9 protein-coding genes are annotated in these 15,241 nt (G+C 61.5%); 6 read left to right on the forward strand and 3 right to left on the reverse strand.

Annotation, left to right across the window (positions count from 1 at the left end; all coding sequences use genetic code 11):
• Positions 1 to 161 precede the first annotated feature (161 nt).
• Positions 162 to 1,169 (forward strand): alpha/beta fold hydrolase, encoded by a 1,008-nt coding sequence (locus tag CH92_RS08170; protein ID WP_025241284.1) that lies wholly within the window; start codon positions 162 to 164, stop codon positions 1,167 to 1,169.
• Between the two features lie 860 nt (positions 1,170 to 2,029).
• Complete coding sequence (locus CH92_RS08175) at positions 2,030 to 4,180, forward strand: FAD-dependent oxidoreductase (RefSeq protein WP_025241285.1); 2,151 nt, start codon at positions 2,030 to 2,032, stop codon at positions 4,178 to 4,180.
• Between the two features lie 144 nt (positions 4,181 to 4,324).
• On the opposite strand, the gene CH92_RS08180 is transcribed toward CH92_RS08175, so the two are convergent.
• From CH92_RS08180 to imuA, 3 genes are read right to left on the reverse strand one after another with little or no spacing between them, the layout of a single operon-like run.
• Positions 4,325 to 7,402, reverse strand: coding sequence for an error-prone DNA polymerase (locus CH92_RS08180; RefSeq protein ID WP_025241286.1), 3,078 nt, complete (start codon positions 7,400 to 7,402; stop codon positions 4,325 to 4,327).
• Entirely contained in the window at positions 7,399 to 8,796 is a 1,398-nt protein-coding gene (locus CH92_RS08185) for a Y-family DNA polymerase (RefSeq protein ID WP_025241287.1), read from the reverse strand. The genes CH92_RS08180 and CH92_RS08185 overlap by 4 nt, the downstream gene beginning before the upstream one ends.
• Position 8,797: 1 nt before the next feature.
• The gene (gene imuA / locus CH92_RS08190; RefSeq protein WP_025241288.1) at positions 8,798 to 9,415 is read right to left on the reverse strand and encodes a translesion DNA synthesis-associated protein ImuA; all 618 of its coding nucleotides are present in this window, start codon (positions 9,413 to 9,415) and stop codon (positions 8,798 to 8,800) included.
• Positions 9,416 to 9,688: 273 nt separating this feature from the next.
• Between imuA and CH92_RS08195 the strand changes: the two genes are divergently transcribed.
• From CH92_RS08195 to gyrA, 4 genes are all read left to right on the forward strand, one after another.
• Positions 9,689 to 10,270, forward strand: a complete 582-nt coding sequence (locus tag CH92_RS08195; protein ID WP_025241289.1) for an alpha/beta hydrolase — start codon at positions 9,689 to 9,691, stop codon at positions 10,268 to 10,270.
• Positions 10,271 to 10,341: 71 nt separating this feature from the next.
• Positions 10,342 to 10,983, forward strand: a complete 642-nt coding sequence (locus CH92_RS08200) for a peroxiredoxin (RefSeq protein ID WP_025241290.1) — start codon at positions 10,342 to 10,344, stop codon at positions 10,981 to 10,983.
• Between the two features lie 249 nt (positions 10,984 to 11,232).
• The gene (gene mtnA, locus CH92_RS08205; RefSeq protein WP_025241291.1) at positions 11,233 to 12,309 is read left to right on the forward strand and encodes an S-methyl-5-thioribose-1-phosphate isomerase; all 1,077 of its coding nucleotides are present in this window, start codon (positions 11,233 to 11,235) and stop codon (positions 12,307 to 12,309) included.
• A gap of 124 nt (positions 12,310 to 12,433) precedes the next feature.
• Positions 12,434 to 15,241 carry a DNA gyrase subunit A gene (gene gyrA, locus CH92_RS08210; protein ID WP_025241292.1) on the forward strand — a complete coding sequence of 936 codons (2,808 nt, stop codon included), beginning with the start codon at positions 12,434 to 12,436 and terminating at the stop codon, positions 15,239 to 15,241.

Consider the following 15,241-nt stretch of genomic DNA (forward strand, 5'->3'; position numbering starts at 1 on the left):
CGGGGATTGGTGGGCAGGTAACTCACCCGTATATGCGGGCAGTATAGGTCGCCTCCGTGCCGCATGCGTGTAGCGCATGGCAGGTAGGGCCGATACACAAGGCTGCGTTGGACCTGCGGTAATGATCCGGTGCTAGGCTACTTTTTTCACGAGGACTCTCCATGTTCCGATTGAAATCCAGGTGTGTGGCGCTCGCGTTCGCACTGTCTGCAATGGCCACCGCAGCTTCCGCCAACGACGCAGGCTATGGTGAGCAACTTGAAGGTTTTGAATACCCTTATCCGGTACATCACTTCGCTTTGGACTCACAAGGTCAAAGCCTGAAAATGGGGTACATGGACATCGCCCCGACGGTGCCGGCCAATGGCCGCACGGCGGTACTATTTCATGGCAAGAACTTCTGCGGGGCTACTTGGGAAACCAGCATCAAGGCCTTGGCCGATGACGGTTATCGGGTCGTGGCGCCTGATCAGATCGGATTTTGCACCTCTAGTAAGCCAGAGCACTATCAGTACAGCTTCCATCAGCTTGCAGCCAACACCCATGCTTTGCTCGCCAGCCTTGGTGTCGCCAAGGTCGATCTCATCGGCCATTCCACGGGCGGCATGCTTGCTACCCGTTATGGTCTGATTTATCCGCAAGCTACGGAAAAACTGATACTGGTCAACCCGATCGGGCTGGAAGACTGGAAAGCGCTGGGTGTGCCCTGGCGCAGCGTTGATCAATGGTATGAGCTCAAGCTCAGTGCGGACGGCGTACGGAAATACGAGCAGAAGACCTACTACGCAGGCCAATGGAAGCCTGAATATGATCGCTGGGTCGACATGCTTGCCGGACTTAACAAAGGCCCTGGTCACAAACGGGTGGCTTGGAACTCGGCACTCATCTACGACATGATCTTTACCCAACCGGTGTTTTACGAACTGCCCAACCTTGAAATGCCCACGGTGCTGATCATTGGTGACGCCGACACTACCGCCATCGGCAGCGACATTGCGTCCCCCGACATCAAGGCGAAAATTGGTAATTACAAAGTGATGGGCAAGCAAGCTGCAAAACTGATTCCAGATGCACGACTGGTTGAGTTCCCGGGCAAGGGGCACGCCCCGCAGATGGAAGATCCCGGCGCCTTCAACAAGGTATTGCTCAAGGAACTGAACCGCAGCTGAGTGGACAGTTGCCGGGGCGTCGATGACCTCTTTAGGCTAGCTTTCGTCGGTTCGTTTTATGAGAGAGCTAGCCTTGGCTTAGAGGCGGACTTAGGCCGTCGGTCCGAGGACTCGCAGCCGTCAGCAAGCTCTCGATCCGTCTGAGCGGTCCCGTATTGGTCCCTTTCTGCTTACCGGCATGCTAGGAGAGTCATGTGGGTTCCCTTGAATGCATGCTTCAGCTCTTGCGGATCAGGCCCGCTACGTCCGAGCGCTCGTGCCGGTCCTAACGGCCGGAAGCGACCGGATCGGACCCATGCGGCCTGGATCGCTACTGCCCTTTGCGCGCTTTCGGCCCCTGGTGACGCGGACAGCTGATTACCGAAGGCGCTTCGCTATGAACCTCCAGACTCGCTGAGAAGATTGAGCTTGGAGTGGCAGCGGACTGCTCAGTTCTGGGCTTACAGCACGCGCACTTGATTCCGGTTGGTTGCGGCTGATACGACATGATCGTCCTGATCTCCATCTAGCCCTCGCGCAGCATTAGAGATTGGTTCATCCGCAGCGATTGCAGTGTTGGCAGCAGACCGCCCAGGAGTGTGAGTGAGCTGACAGCGCCCGCTGTCGGCAAGGCGATCTCCGGATCTCGCAGGGCGTTTGAGCAACGCCTGGGGCCCTGGCCGGGCTTTGCGCCCGCCAGGGCTGCATCGTCCGCAGATCGTTGTGCTCGCAGAGTTATCCTTATCGGAACGTCCATGCGCTTCGGGGCTCCAATGCGAGAGCCATGAGAGCGCTTCGTCAATGCATTTCTTCAGTCGTACCGCCAATCCCCGTCACATCCTGTCTCAATCCATGTCCGAACCGTCGAGGGCCAGACGCGGATGAAAGCCAGCCGACTCATTATCCTGGCCGTGCTCATCGCGGCGGTGGCGTGCTTCTTCATCTTCGATCTCGGCGAGTACCTCACCCTCGAGTCGATCAAATCGCACAGCGGTGCTTTACATGGGCAGGTACAGGCCCATCCTTGGTGGGCCCGTGGGACGTTCTTCCTGGCCTACGTCGCGCTTACCGCATTGTCGTTTCCCGGCACGGTGGTGCTGACGCTGCTGGCAGGCGCCCTGTTCGGACTGTTGGAAGGCACGCTGCTTGTGTCCTTTGCGTCGAATGTCGGTGCGGTGGTGGCGATGCTGATCAGCCGCTTCATGCTGCGTGACTGGATTCAGAAGCGCTTCGGCAAGCAAGTCACTGCGATCAACAAGGGCCTGGCGCGTGAAGGCACCTTCTATCTGGTCTCGCTGCGACTGATTCCGCTGGTGCCTTTCGTACTGCTGAATCCGGCACTCGGTCTGACTCGGGTGGGCATGTGGACGTTCTGGTGGACCACCCAGCTGGGTATGTTGCCGGGCAATGCCATTTACGTGAACGCCGGGCAGCAGCTGGTCCAGCTGCAGTCGTTGTCCGGCATCCTGTCCCCAAGCATGATCAGCACGCTGGTGCTGCTGGCGGTGTTCCCGTTGTTGGCCACTCGGCTGCTGACTCTGTACAAGGCACGCCAGGCGTACCGCGGCTGGCACAAACCGAAACGCTTTGAGCACAATCTGGTCGTGATCGGTGGCGGCACTGGGGGGCTGGCAACGGCGCGGATCGCCGCCTCATTAAAAGCACGGGTGAGTCTGTTCGAACGGCAGCGCTTGGGTGGTGTAGCCGTGCACGAAGGTAGCGTGCCGGCCAGGGCATTGAGCCGCTCGGCGAACCTCATTCATGCGCTACGCCACGGTCAGCAGCAAGGTGACGAGCACCGGGTCGATGAGATGGATTTCGCTGAGGTAATAGGCCGAGTGAGGCGGCTCTCCGATGAGGCAATGGGTTGCCCTTCGGCCGAACACTACACTCGCCTGGGTGTGGAAGTTGTCATGGCCGAGGCCAGATTAAGCTCGCCGTGGACGGTCGAGGTGGAAGGCCGCACGTTGACTAGCCGTGCCATCGTCATCGCGACAGGCAGCCGGCCGTGGGTCCCGCCGATTCCCGGCCTTGATGCGGTGGAGCCGCTGACGTGCGATACCCTCTGGAGTCTACGCGAGCGCCCCCAGAGGTTGCTGGTATTGGGCAGCGGGGCTGGCGCCTGCGAATTCGCTCAAGCCTTTCAGCGGCTAGGCTGCCAGGTCACCCTGACCAGCGAACATGAGGTCCTGCTCGAACAGGAGGATGCGGAAGCGGCACGAGCCGTGACCGCCGCCCTGAGTGCCGATGGCGTTGAACTGCGGCTCGGCCTGTCGCCGCTGCGTGTCGAGGTGATCGAGGGCGAGCGGCGCCTGATCTGTAGTGATAAAGATGAGGGTGAGCTGACGTTGCCGTTCGACCGGGTATTGCTGGCGCTCGGGCAAGGCGCAGATGTAGAGGGGTTGGGCCTGGACGCGTTGGGGTTGCGCTGCGGAGATGATGGCAGCCTCGAAGTCGATGAATACCTGGCGACCCGCTTCCCGAACATCTACGCGGTAGGCAGCGTTGCCGGGCCATACGGGGCGCCTCACGTGGCTGAACATCAGGCCTGGTACGCGGCGTTCAATGCCCTGTTCGGTGGGTTCAGACGGTTCGCGGTGAGCGAGCGGGTCATACCGCATGCCGTCTTCACTGCTCCCGAGATAGCGTCGGTAGGGCTGACCGAGGCAGAGGCGCGAGCGCTCGAGATGGAGTTCGAAGTGATCCGGCTGGACCTGAAATCGTTGGCCGGTGCGGTCGCCGAAGACGCCGGTCAAGGCTTCGTCAAGGTGCTCACGGAAAAGGGCGAGGATCGCATCCTCGGGGTCACCATCGTCGGCGAGCAGGCCAGTGAAACCCTGGCCGGATTCGTCGTGGCGATGAAGCACAAACTTGGACTCAACAAGCTTGCCGAGACCGTACAGCTTGGCGCCACCCTGGGCGAGGCCAGTCGGGTGGTCGCCGAAGCTTGGCGGCAGCAGCGCAGACCGACGCGCGCGCTCGGCTGGGCCGAGCGTTTTAACCGCTGGCGACTCGGAGGCGCACGCCGCTGAGCGGCGCCAGGCTTCCTGAAAGCTTAGAGCGGGCGCTTGCCCAGGGGGGCGGTGAATCACTTTTTGTCCGACCAAGTTCCTCGATCGGCACGGTTTAAATGCCACGCGTAATTCCAGTAGAAGCGAGTCGCTCGAAGCATCGGGTTATTGGAAATCTCGACTGCGAACATCCAGGCCGGTCAGTAGTGGCGTGAGGTCGCTCAAGCGCCCGGCGATGACGTGGCGAACACCGTTCGCCGATTCCAGGTGGCCGTCGATCCGCAGCAGCTGCGACTGGATCAGCACCCGCCGCTGGCGCTCGGCCAGATCGCGCCAGACCACCACATTGATCATGCCAAACTCGTCTTCCAGGGTGACGAAGATCACGCCGCTGGCCGTTTGTGGGCGTTGGCGACCAATGACCAGACCAGCAACGCTAACGGGGCGGCCATGCTCGATGGTGGCCAATTCACGAGAGCTGCGGCAGCGCCGACTCCTGAGCTGGTCGCGTAGCAGGGCCAGTGGGTGGGGGCCGAGCGTGGTACCGAGGGTGGCGTAGTCGGTCACCAGATCTTCGCCGACGCTGGGCGGCGGCAACGGTACCGGCGCTTCCTGCGATGCGGTGTGGTTGGCGAACAACGGCAGCTGTGGCTCGACTCCGGCCACCGCCCAGCGCGCCTGGTGGCGATGTCCGGCGAGGCCGCGCAGGGCGCCGGCATCAGCCAGTTGTTCGCGGGCGCGGGCATCCAGCTCGGCGCGCAGGCACAGATCATCGACGGCAATGAATGGTCGAACTTTTCGCACCGCTTCGATACGTCGCGCACCCACTTCACGAAAGCCTCGCACCATACGCAAGCCCATGCGGATCGCGGGTTGCTCGGTTGCGGTCGGCTCAAGGCTGCAATCCCAATCGCTGTGACGAACATCCACCGGACGGATTTCCAGACCGTGACGGCGAGCGTCCTGAAGAATCTGGTCGGGATTGTAGAAACCCATCGGCCAACTATTGATCAATGCGCAGGCGTAGGCGGCCGGTTCGTGGCATTTCAGCCAACAGCTGGCGTAGGTGAGCAGGGCGAAACTCGCTGCGTGCGATTCGGGAAAGCCGTAACTGCCGAACCCTTTGATCTGCTCGAAGATGCGGGCGATGAAGTCCGCCTCGTAGCCCTTGGCGAGCATACGCTCGGTCAGGCGCTGGCGGTGATGCTCCAGACCGCCATGGCGCTTCCAGGCGGCCATGGATCGACGCAGCTCGTCGGCTTCGCCGGGCGTGTAGGCGGCGGCAACGATCGCCAGCTCCATCACCTGTTCCTGGAACAGCGGCACACCGAGTGTGCGCTCGAAGACCGGTCTGAGTTCCTCGGAAGGGTAGTCCTCTGGTTCTTCACGATTGCGCCGTCGCAGGTAGGGATGAACCATATCGCCCTGAATCGGCCCTGGACGCACGATGGCGACCTGGATTACCAGATCGTAGAACTCCCTGGGGCGCAGGCGCGGAAGCATGGCCATCTGCGCCCGAGATTCGATCTGGAACACACCGACGGTATCGGCACGGCTGATCATGTCGTAGGTCGCGCGATCTTCCTGCGGCAGGCTGGCAATCGACCAACGCGTGCCGCGATAGTGTTCGATCAGGTCGAAGCAGCGGCGCAATGCGCTGAGCATGCCGAGAGCGAGCACATCGACTTTGAGCAGGCCTACGGCGTCCAGATCGTCCTTGTCCCACTGGATCACGGTGCGTTCGGCCATGCTGGCGTTTTCCACCGGCACCAGTGTTTCCAATGACTGCTCGGAGATGACGAAACCACCTGGATGCTGCGACAGGTGTCGGGGGAAGCCGATCAGCTCGCCGGTCAGCGTCAGCACCCGACGCAGCACCGGACTGCCGGGATCAAAGCCGGCCTCAAGCAGACGCTCATTATCGGGCACTCGGTCGCTCCAGCGGCCACAACAGTCGGCCAGGGCGTTGATCTGGTCCGCCGGCAGTCCGAGGGCTTTGGCCACATCACGCATCGCTCCGGTGGCGTGATAGGTGCTGACTACAGCGGTGAGCGCGGCCCGCTCGCGGCCATAACGGCGGAACAGATATTGAATGACTTCCTCGCGACGTTCGTGCTCGAAATCGACATCAATGTCAGGTGGCTCGTTGCGTTCGCGGGACAGGAAACGCTCGAACAGCAGCTTGCTGCGTGACGGGTCGAGCTCGGTGATGCCCAGCACGAAACATACGGTCGAGTTGGCTGCCGAGCCGCGGCCCTGGCAAAGAATTGCCCGGTCACGGGCGAAGCGAACGATGTCGTGCACAGTGAGAAAATAACTTTCGTAGCGCAGTTCGGCGATCAGCTTCAGTTCATGCTCGATTTGCGCTCGGGCCTTTTCCGTGACGCCTTTAGGCCAGCGCCAGCCAATCCCCTCTTCGACCAGCTTGCGCAGCCAGGTGGTGGCGTTGTGGCCTGCGGGCACCAGTTCGTGCGGGTATTGGTAGTTCAATTGCTTGAGGTCGAACTGGCAACGCTCGGCGATGCGCAGTGTTTCGCCGAGCAGTTCGGGTGGATACAGCTGGGTCAGCTCCTCGTATCGGCGCAGGTGGCGCTCGCCGTTAGGGAATAGGTAGCGACCGGCCTCTGCCACCGGCAGGTGCTGGCGGATCGCGCTCATGCAGTCCTGCAGCGCACGCCGGCCACGAGCGTGCATATGCACATCGCCGCAGGCCACCGCGGGCAGGTTCAGGCGCGCGGCCAGTGCCTGCCACTGGCGCAGGTGGCGTTCGTCGTCTGGCCCGCGGTGCAGTTCGATGCCTAGCCAAAGGCGTTCCGGAAATCGTTCGCGTAGCCAGCGGCCCTCGAGATCAGCCTCGGGTTGGCCTGCAATCCAGATGGCCAGCAATCCATCCAGTGGCTCGCTCAGATCTTCAGCTAGAAGCTGGTAGCGGCCTTTTTCGGCGCGACGGCGGGCGCGGGTGATCAAGCGGCACAAGGCCTGATAACCGGTCAGGTCCTCCACCAGCAGGACCAGCTTGGGCCCGTCTTCGATCTGAATCTCACTGCCGATGACCAGTGGTAGACCAATATCCTTCGAAGCCTGCCAGGCCCGAACGATGCCGGCCAGGGTGCATTCGTCGGTAATTGCCAGGCCCCGATAGCCGAGCAGTGCGGCGCGCTCGAACAACTCGCGAGCGCTGGACGCGCCCCGCTGGAAACTGAAGTTGGACAGGCAATGCAGTTCGACGTAATCGGCCATCATGCGAACCAGCCATGCAGCAGCAACGGCCCTGCGCCAGTGACCGCGCGAAAGGCCCAGCCGCGCTGCCCGGTACGGGTTTCCACCAGATAATAATCGCGGCGCACATCGCGGCCGTCCCACCATCCGGATTCGATGCGCTCGGGGCCGGCGAGTATGCGCAGCGATGCTTCATGCAGCGTTTTGGGCTCGGACAATAACCAGCCAGGGCGCAGGGCGATGGCTGTCGAAGGCTCATGCTGAATGGCATGTTGCGGCTGCCAGGCGCATTCGGGACGATGGTCGGCACGTGCGCAGAGCCCCTGTACGGCGGCGTCGCCCAATCGGGCCCGCAGGCGTTCGCGTAGCTGCTCCCAAGGCAGCGACTGCTGCGGTCGTTCTTCGAATAACTGACGGTGCTCCGGGATGAAGGCTGGCAATTCGCGTGCGACCAGGCGCATCGCGAGTACCGGCGCCGGCAGTTGCAAATGCTCCAGCCGACCACGTGTCAGCTCGAATAGCATGGCCGGATCGCGCTCGGCGCTGAGCAGGCCAACCGTCATTTGACTATCGGCCAGACTGCGGTGCTCCAGATGCAGGGTGAAGCGTTGCACTCCGCTGTCGCGACCGGCCAGGTAGGCGGCAAGATCGGCGGTTAGACGACGCAGTGGGAACAGCAGTGCCTGGTGGGACTCTATTTCGAAGTTCAGCTCGATCCGGGCATCGAAGCGGTCTGGCGGGCGGTAGAAGTCCAGCGCCAAGGGACGATGCTCGAGCAAGGTATCGAGGTGCTTCAGCGCTTCTGCCGGAAAGCGTCGCGCAAGACCCGCTCGTGGTAGCGCGAGCACCTGCTTCAGGGTGCGCAAGCCCATGCGCACAAAGGCGGTTGTCACTTCGCGCGGCAGACCGATGCGCTCTACTGGCAATGGATTCAGCATGCTCTGCAGCGTCTCGGTATCCGTCACGGCCAAGCCGTCATGCGCGTTGGCCAGTACCCGTGCAGCGGCAGGGTTCGGTGCCAGCGTAATGCGATGCTGAAAGCCCAGCGCATGCAGTTCCTCCCGCAGGCGCGCCTCCAGGCAAGGCCAAGGGCCGAACAGGCCAAAACTGGATTGCACTTCCAATAGCAAGCAGCGCGGGTAATGCAGGCTGACATGCGAGCTGAAGCCGTAGGCCCAGGCGGCAAGGAATTGCTGCCAGCGCTCAATCGAAGCCAGATCATATTCAGCCGTCGTGAAAGTGCGAGTCAGCGCCTGGGCGGCGATCAGCGATTGCCCTGGCTTGAGGCCGAGCGCCCGCGCCGCCGGGTTGACCGCTTGCAGCACCCGGCGCTGCGGCGTGCCGGCATCGGCCCGACCGCGGAGCACGCCGTCCATGGCCAGTTGTGGCAACAGGATGCAGGCCCAGAGCGTGCCCATCTCAAAGCCACGCCGCGGCGGGAATCGGACGCGCCTGAGCCAGCCCACCGCGGCACTTGAGTACACGCAATTGTGCCGGCTGAACTTCGACCGCCAGGCGTAGTGCCGCCGGCGAGGGGTTGATCGCCTCGCGCAGTGGTCGATAGGCGAAGGCCAGGGTTTGACCGGTCTCGGCGGCGACTTGCAGGCGGCGCAGGGCTCGGTCATCGGCCTGTTGCGGCCAACACAGTACCGCGCCGCAGCTGCCCGAGCGCAGGCATTGCTCGGCGGCCCACAAAGCCTCGCGGCCTTCCGCGTTGATGATCGACAGCTGACGCAAGTCCACACCGGCTGCCAGCCAAGCTTGGGGGTAGGGCACATGCGGGGGCGCTACCAGCGCCACGCGTTCACCAGCAGCGGTCAATCGCGCCAGGGTCGGCCAGAGCAGGCGCAATTCGCCGATACCGGTCGTGGCGATCAGCAGTTCGCTCAGTGCCGATTCCGGCCAACCGCCGCCGGGCAAGGCGGCATCCAGCGCTGGGTGTCCGGTCGGCTGGTTACTGGTCGAGACGAGGCTGGACTGGCCGCGCCATATACGGCGCGCATCGAGCAGATGATTGAGTGCGACCACAGATGCCATGGCGATGGGATCTTCCAAATACTGTATATGGATACAGTATTTGGGTTCGCGAAATGCCGGTCAAGTTGGTGCGATGAAAAGCGCAGCGTCAGGGCAGGTGAGAAAGGTGCCATGCCGGTCACCTGAGGGGGGCGACTTACTCTGGCGCTGGTCGAGTGCTGACGTTGCGTGATCTAAAACATTTTTAAGTTATAAATAAATAATTTCTTATTCTTTTTGGGGGAGATGTGCAAGTGGCTAGACTGGCTCCCATTATTTCGGGAGCACACCTCGATGCGCAGCGAATCGGTCCGTTATCTGATAGTGCCTGGCTGGAAAGGCTCGCCTGCCGCTCACTGGCAAAGCCATTGGCAGAGCAGGCTTCCTGACAGCGCCAGGGTAGAACAGGCCGACTGGCTAAACCCTCGCCGTGAACAATGGATTGCCGAACTCGACCACAGCATCGCAATGAGCACCCAACCTGTAATTCTCGTCGCGCACAGTCTGGGCTGCATCACCATCGCCCATTGGGCCATGCAGGCGTCGGTCGACAGACTGCAGCGGGTTCGTGGTGCGCTGCTGGTCGCTCCGGCTGACGTGCAGCGTGACGGCTGCCCCGACGCTCTGCGCAATTTCGCGCCGATTCCACGCCAGGTACTACCCTTTCCCAGTCTGCTGGTCGGCTCCGATAACGATGCCGCCGCGACAGCCTGTCGAGCCGCCGAGCTGGGTACGGACTGGGGGAGCGACATCGTCATCCTGAGCGGTGTCGGCCACATCAATACCGAGTCGGGGCATAGCCGCTGGGAACAGGGCTTTGCCTACTTGTATCGCCTGCAGAATCGCATTGTCCGGCAGGACCGCAAGAGGGCATGAAACAAAGGACAAGGACCCGACCACTCTAACGTGGTCGTTATCAGCATCAACCGCATGAGGAGAGTGAAGACATGAGCATCCGTCTCGGTGACATCGCCCCCGATTTCGAACAGGACTCCAGCGAAGGACGCATTCGCTTTCACGAATGGCTCGGCGACAGTTGGGGCGTGCTGTTTTCGCACCCGGCGGACTTCACGCCGGTCTGCACCACCGAACTCGGCTTTACCGCCAAGCTGAAGGACGAGTTCACCAAGCGCAACGTCAAAGCCATTGCGCTGTCAGTGGACCCGGTAGATTCGCATGTGAAGTGGATCGATGACATCAACGAAACCCAGAACACGCAAGTCAACTTTCCGATTCTGGCTGACGCCGATCGCAAGGTGTCCGAGCTGTACGACCTGATTCATCCCAATGCCAACGACACGCTGACGGTTCGTTCGCTGTTCGTCATCGATCCGAATAAAAAGGTACGACTGACCATTACCTACCCAGCGAGCACTGGCCGCAATTTCCACGAGATTCTGCGCGTGATCGACTCGCTGCAGCTGACCGATAACCATAAGGTCGCGACGCCGGCTAACTGGCAGGATGGCGACGAAGTGGTGATCGTGCCTTCGCTCAAGGATGAAGAGGAGCTCAAGCAGCGCTTCCCGAAGGGCTACCGCGCGGTGAAGCCTTATCTGCGCCTCACCCCACAGCCGAATCGCGACTAGGTTGCGAGGTGAAGCGCTTCACGCCTATCGATCACGCCAGGCGGCCTTTGCTTGTGCTGGAAAAATCAGTCGATTAGGATTCGCGCCCGGGTATGGGGCGTGAGTGCCATATCACTCCGCATGACCCTTTCGAATGTTGAAGCCCGGTTCGGAGACGACCGGGCTTTTTTGTGCCGGCCCGCAATCTGTCTACGGACCGGTTCCGCCCCTGAATGACAGGGGAATCAGTGAACAAATGAGGGGATTGCCATGCGCGAACGCTTGCTGGCCGCGGAAAAGGTGAAGGCTATCGAGTGGCAGAACGGGCAGCTGCGTTTGCTCGACCAGCGCAAGTTGCCGCTGGAAGAGCGTTGGCACTCCTACGATTCCGCAGCTGCTGTAGCCACGGCCATTCGCGAAATGGTCGTGCGGGGTGCTCCGGCGATCGGCATCAGCGCGGCGTATGGACTGGTTCTGGGACTCAGGGCTCGGCTCGCCGAAGGCGATGACTGGCGTACGGCGCTGGAAGCCGATTTCAAGGTGCTCGCCGATTCGCGTCCAACTGCAGTCAATCTATTCTGGGCGCTGAATCAGATGCGCGAGCGTCTCGACCGCTTGAAGCCAGGTGAGGACCCGTTGACTGCTGCCGAAGCTCAGGCGGCATCCATCCATGCCAGTGATCGCGAAGCCAATCTGACCATGGCGCAATTCGGTGTCGACCTGATTCGCAAGCATCAGGGCAATCCGCAAAATCTGCTCACACACTGCAATACCGGTGCACTGGCTACAGGGGGGTTCGGAACCGCGCTCGGCGTGATCCGTGCGGCGCATCTGGAGGGGCTTGTCGAGTGCGTTTACGCCGATGAGACCCGTCCATGGCTGCAAGGCTCGCGTCTGACAGCCTGGGAGCTGGCCGGCGAGGGCGTGCCGGTCACACTGAATGCCGACTCGGCCGCGGCGCACCTGATGAAGACGCGCGGCATTACCTGGGTAATTGTGGGGGCCGACCGAATCACGGCCAATGGCGATGTCGCCAACAAGATCGGCACCTATCAGCTCGCCGTGCTTGCCATGCATCATGGTGTGCGATTCATGGTGGTAGCGCCCAGTTCCACCATCGACATGGAGCTGGAAACCGGCGACGACATTCCCATCGAAGAACGTGCCGGCAGCGAGTTGCTGGAAGTCAACGGCCAGCGGTTTGCGGCGCAAGTCGATGCGTTCAATCCAGTTTTCGATGTGACACCGGCGGACCTCATCGATGCCATTGTGACCGAAAAGGGCGTGGTCGAACGGCCGAACGCAGCCAAGCTCGCCGCTTTGATGAGCCGCAAACGACTTCATTGATTACTTTAGGCAAAACCCGGACATCTCTTCTCGGGTGTGCATCCTGGAGCCTCCGGCTCGCCAGCTGTGATACCATCCCGCGCTTAATCGCAGGACCCTGCTGACTACAAGGAACCAGGCTTCCATGGGCGAACTGGCCAAAGAAATCCTCCCGGTCAATATCGAAGACGAACTCAAGCAGTCCTACCTCGACTACGCCATGAGCGTAATCGTCGGTCGAGCGCTGCCGGATGCGCGCGACGGATTGAAGCCCGTGCATCGCCGTGTGCTTTTTGCCATGAGCGAACTGGGTAACGACTGGAACAAGCCATACAAGAAATCCGCCCGTGTGGTCGGTGATGTGATCGGTAAATACCATCCTCACGGCGACTCGGCGGTATACGACACCATCGTTCGGATGGCGCAGCCTTTCTCGCTGCGCTACATGCTGGTCGATGGCCAGGGCAACTTCGGTTCGGTCGATGGCGACAACGCTGCCGCCATGCGTTACACCGAAGTGCGGATGGCCAAGCTGGCGCACGAGTTGCTGGCCGATCTGGACAAGGAAACCGTCGATTGGGTGCCCAACTACGATGGCACCGAGCAGATTCCGGCGGTCATGCCGACCAAGATCCCGAACCTGTTGGTCAACGGCTCCAGCGGTATCGCCGTGGGCATGGCGACCAACATTCCGCCTCACAACCTCAGTGAAGTGATCGATGGATGCCTGGCGCTGATCGAGAACGCCGACATCACCATCGACGAACTCATGCAGTTCATCCCGGGCCCGGATTTTCCCACTGCCGGCATCATCAATGGCCGCGCCGGTATCGTCGAGGCCTACCGCACGGGGCGCGGGCGCATATATATGCGTGCCCGCTCGATCATCGAAGATATCGACAAGGTCGGTGGTCGTCAGCAGATCGTCATCACCGAGCTGCCTTATCAGCTGAACAAGGCGCGTCTGATCGAAAAGATCGCCGAGCTGGTTAAAGAGAAGAAGCTCGAGGGCATCACCGAGTTGCGCGACGAGTCCGACAAAGACGGCATGCGCGTGGTGATCGAGCTGCGTCGCGGTGAGGTGCCTGAGGTCATCCTCAACAACCTCTACGCCCAGACCCAGCTGCAGAGTGTGTTCGGTATCAACGTGGTGGCGCTTATCGATGGCCAGCCGCGTACGCTGAACCTCAAGGAACTGCTCGAGGCCTTCGTTCGCCATCGCCGCGAAGTCGTGACCCGCCGGACGGTCTACGAGCTGCGCAAGGCGCGCGAACGTGGGCATATTCTCGAAGGCCAGGCGGTCGCGCTGTCCAACATCGACCCGGTGATCGCCCTGATCAAGGCGTCGCCGACCCCGGCCGAGGCGAAGGAAGCGCTGATTGCCGAGGCCTGGGAGTCGAGCGCCGTCGAGTCGATGGTCGAGCGTGCCGGTGCCGACTCCTGTCGCCCCGAGGGGCTCGATCCGCAGTACGGTCTGCGTGATGGCAAGTACTACCTGTCGCCGGAGCAGGCTCAGGCTATTCTCGATCTGCGCCTGCACCGCCTGACGGGCCTGGAGCACGAAAAGCTGCTCAGCGAATACCAGGAGATTCTCACCCAGATCGGTGAGCTGATCCGTATTCTGACCAACCCTGTGCGTCTGATGGAAGTCATTCGCGAGGAGCTCGAAGGCGTCAAGCGCGACTTCGGCGACGCCCGTCGTACCGAAATCCTCGATGCACGTCTGGATCTGACCCTGGCGGACCTGATCACCGAAGAAGAGCGCGTCGTCACCATTTCCCACGGCGGCTACGCCAAGTCGCAGCCGTTGGCTGCTTATCAGGCGCAGCGTCGCGGTGGGCGTGGCAAGGCGGCCACCGGCGTCAAGGAAGAGGATTACGTCGAGCATCTGCTGGTCGCCAACAGCCACACGACGCTGTTGCTGTTCTCCAGCAAGGGCAAGGTGTACTGGCTCAAGACCTACGAAATTCCCGAAGCTTCCCGCACATCCCGCGGGCGCCCTTTGGTCAATCTACTGCCGCTTTCCGAAGGCGAGCACATCACCGCCATGTTGCAGGTCGATATCGAGGCTGCGCGTCAGCAGCAGCTGAACGGCGAGGACGATGTCGAGGATGCGGAAATCATCAGCGAGGCCGATGAGGCGGAAGAGTCGCTCGAGGGCGAAGAGTCCGACGAGTCGGTAGACGAGCCGACCGGTACCTACATCTTCATGGCGACCGCTAAGGGCACCGTGAAGAAGACCCCACTTTCGCAATTCAGCCGCCCACGCAGTGTCGGTCTGATCGCGCTCGGCCTGGAAGAGGGCGATACCCTGATCGCCGCTGCGGTGACCGATGGCGCGCGTGAAGTCATGCTGTTCTCCGACGGAGGCAAGGTGATCCGCTTCAAGGAGAAGCACGTTCGCACCATGGGTCGAACCGCCCGTGGCGTTCGCGGCATGCGTCTGCCGGAAGGGCAGCGCCTGATCTCCATGCTGATTCCCGAGCCGGATGCCCAGATTCTCACCGCGAGCCTCAACGGCTACGGCAAGCGCACGGTGATCGATGAGTTCCCGCGCCGCGGGCGTGGCGGTCAGGGTGTCATTGCCATGGTGACCAACGAGCGCAACGGCCGACTGGTCGGTGCCGTTCAGGTGCAGCAGGGCGAGGAAATCATGCTGATTTCCGATCAGGGCACACTGGTTCGTACCCGTGTCGATGAGGTCTCATCGCTGGGCCGAAATACCCAGGGCGTGACGCTGATCAAGCTTGGCAAGAACGAGCATCTGGTCGGCCTCGAAAGAGTTCAGGAACCCTCCGAAGAGGACGTTCTGGAAGATATCGAGGCGGTTCTCGATGACGAGGCACTGGAGAAGGAAATGCCTGTCGTCAGCACCGAGCCCAGCGAGGATGAGCTGCTCGGAGGGGGCGGAGACGTTCCGCCGGACGTAGTGCCTACCGACGACGAAAACTGA

The sequence above is a fragment of the Stutzerimonas stutzeri genome, from assembly GCF_000590475.1.
Lineage (GTDB): Bacteria > Pseudomonadota > Gammaproteobacteria > Pseudomonadales > Pseudomonadaceae > Stutzerimonas > Stutzerimonas stutzeri_D.

Excerpts from the sequence above, each read along its gene's own strand:
- imuA (WP_025241288.1), bottom strand. The coding sequence starts at position 9,415 with ATGGCATCTGTGGTCGCACTCAATCATCTGCTCGATGCGCGCCGTATA.
- CH92_RS08180 (WP_025241286.1), bottom strand. The coding sequence starts at position 7,402 with ATGATGGCCGATTACGTCGAACTGCATTGCCTGTCCAACTTCAGTTTC.
- mtnA (WP_025241291.1), top strand. The coding sequence starts at position 11,233 with ATGCGCGAACGCTTGCTGGCCGCGGAAAAGGTGAAGGCTATCGAGTGG.
- CH92_RS08195 (WP_025241289.1), top strand. The coding sequence starts at position 9,689 with ATGCGCAGCGAATCGGTCCGTTATCTGATAGTGCCTGGCTGGAAAGGC.
- CH92_RS08200 (WP_025241290.1), top strand. The coding sequence starts at position 10,342 with ATGAGCATCCGTCTCGGTGACATCGCCCCCGATTTCGAACAGGACTCC.
- CH92_RS08175 (WP_025241285.1), top strand. The coding sequence starts at position 2,030 with ATGAAAGCCAGCCGACTCATTATCCTGGCCGTGCTCATCGCGGCGGTG.
- CH92_RS08185 (WP_025241287.1), bottom strand. The coding sequence starts at position 8,796 with ATGGGCACGCTCTGGGCCTGCATCCTGTTGCCACAACTGGCCATGGAC.
- CH92_RS08170 (WP_025241284.1), top strand. The coding sequence starts at position 162 with ATGTTCCGATTGAAATCCAGGTGTGTGGCGCTCGCGTTCGCACTGTCT.
- gyrA (WP_025241292.1), top strand. The coding sequence starts at position 12,434 with ATGGGCGAACTGGCCAAAGAAATCCTCCCGGTCAATATCGAAGACGAA.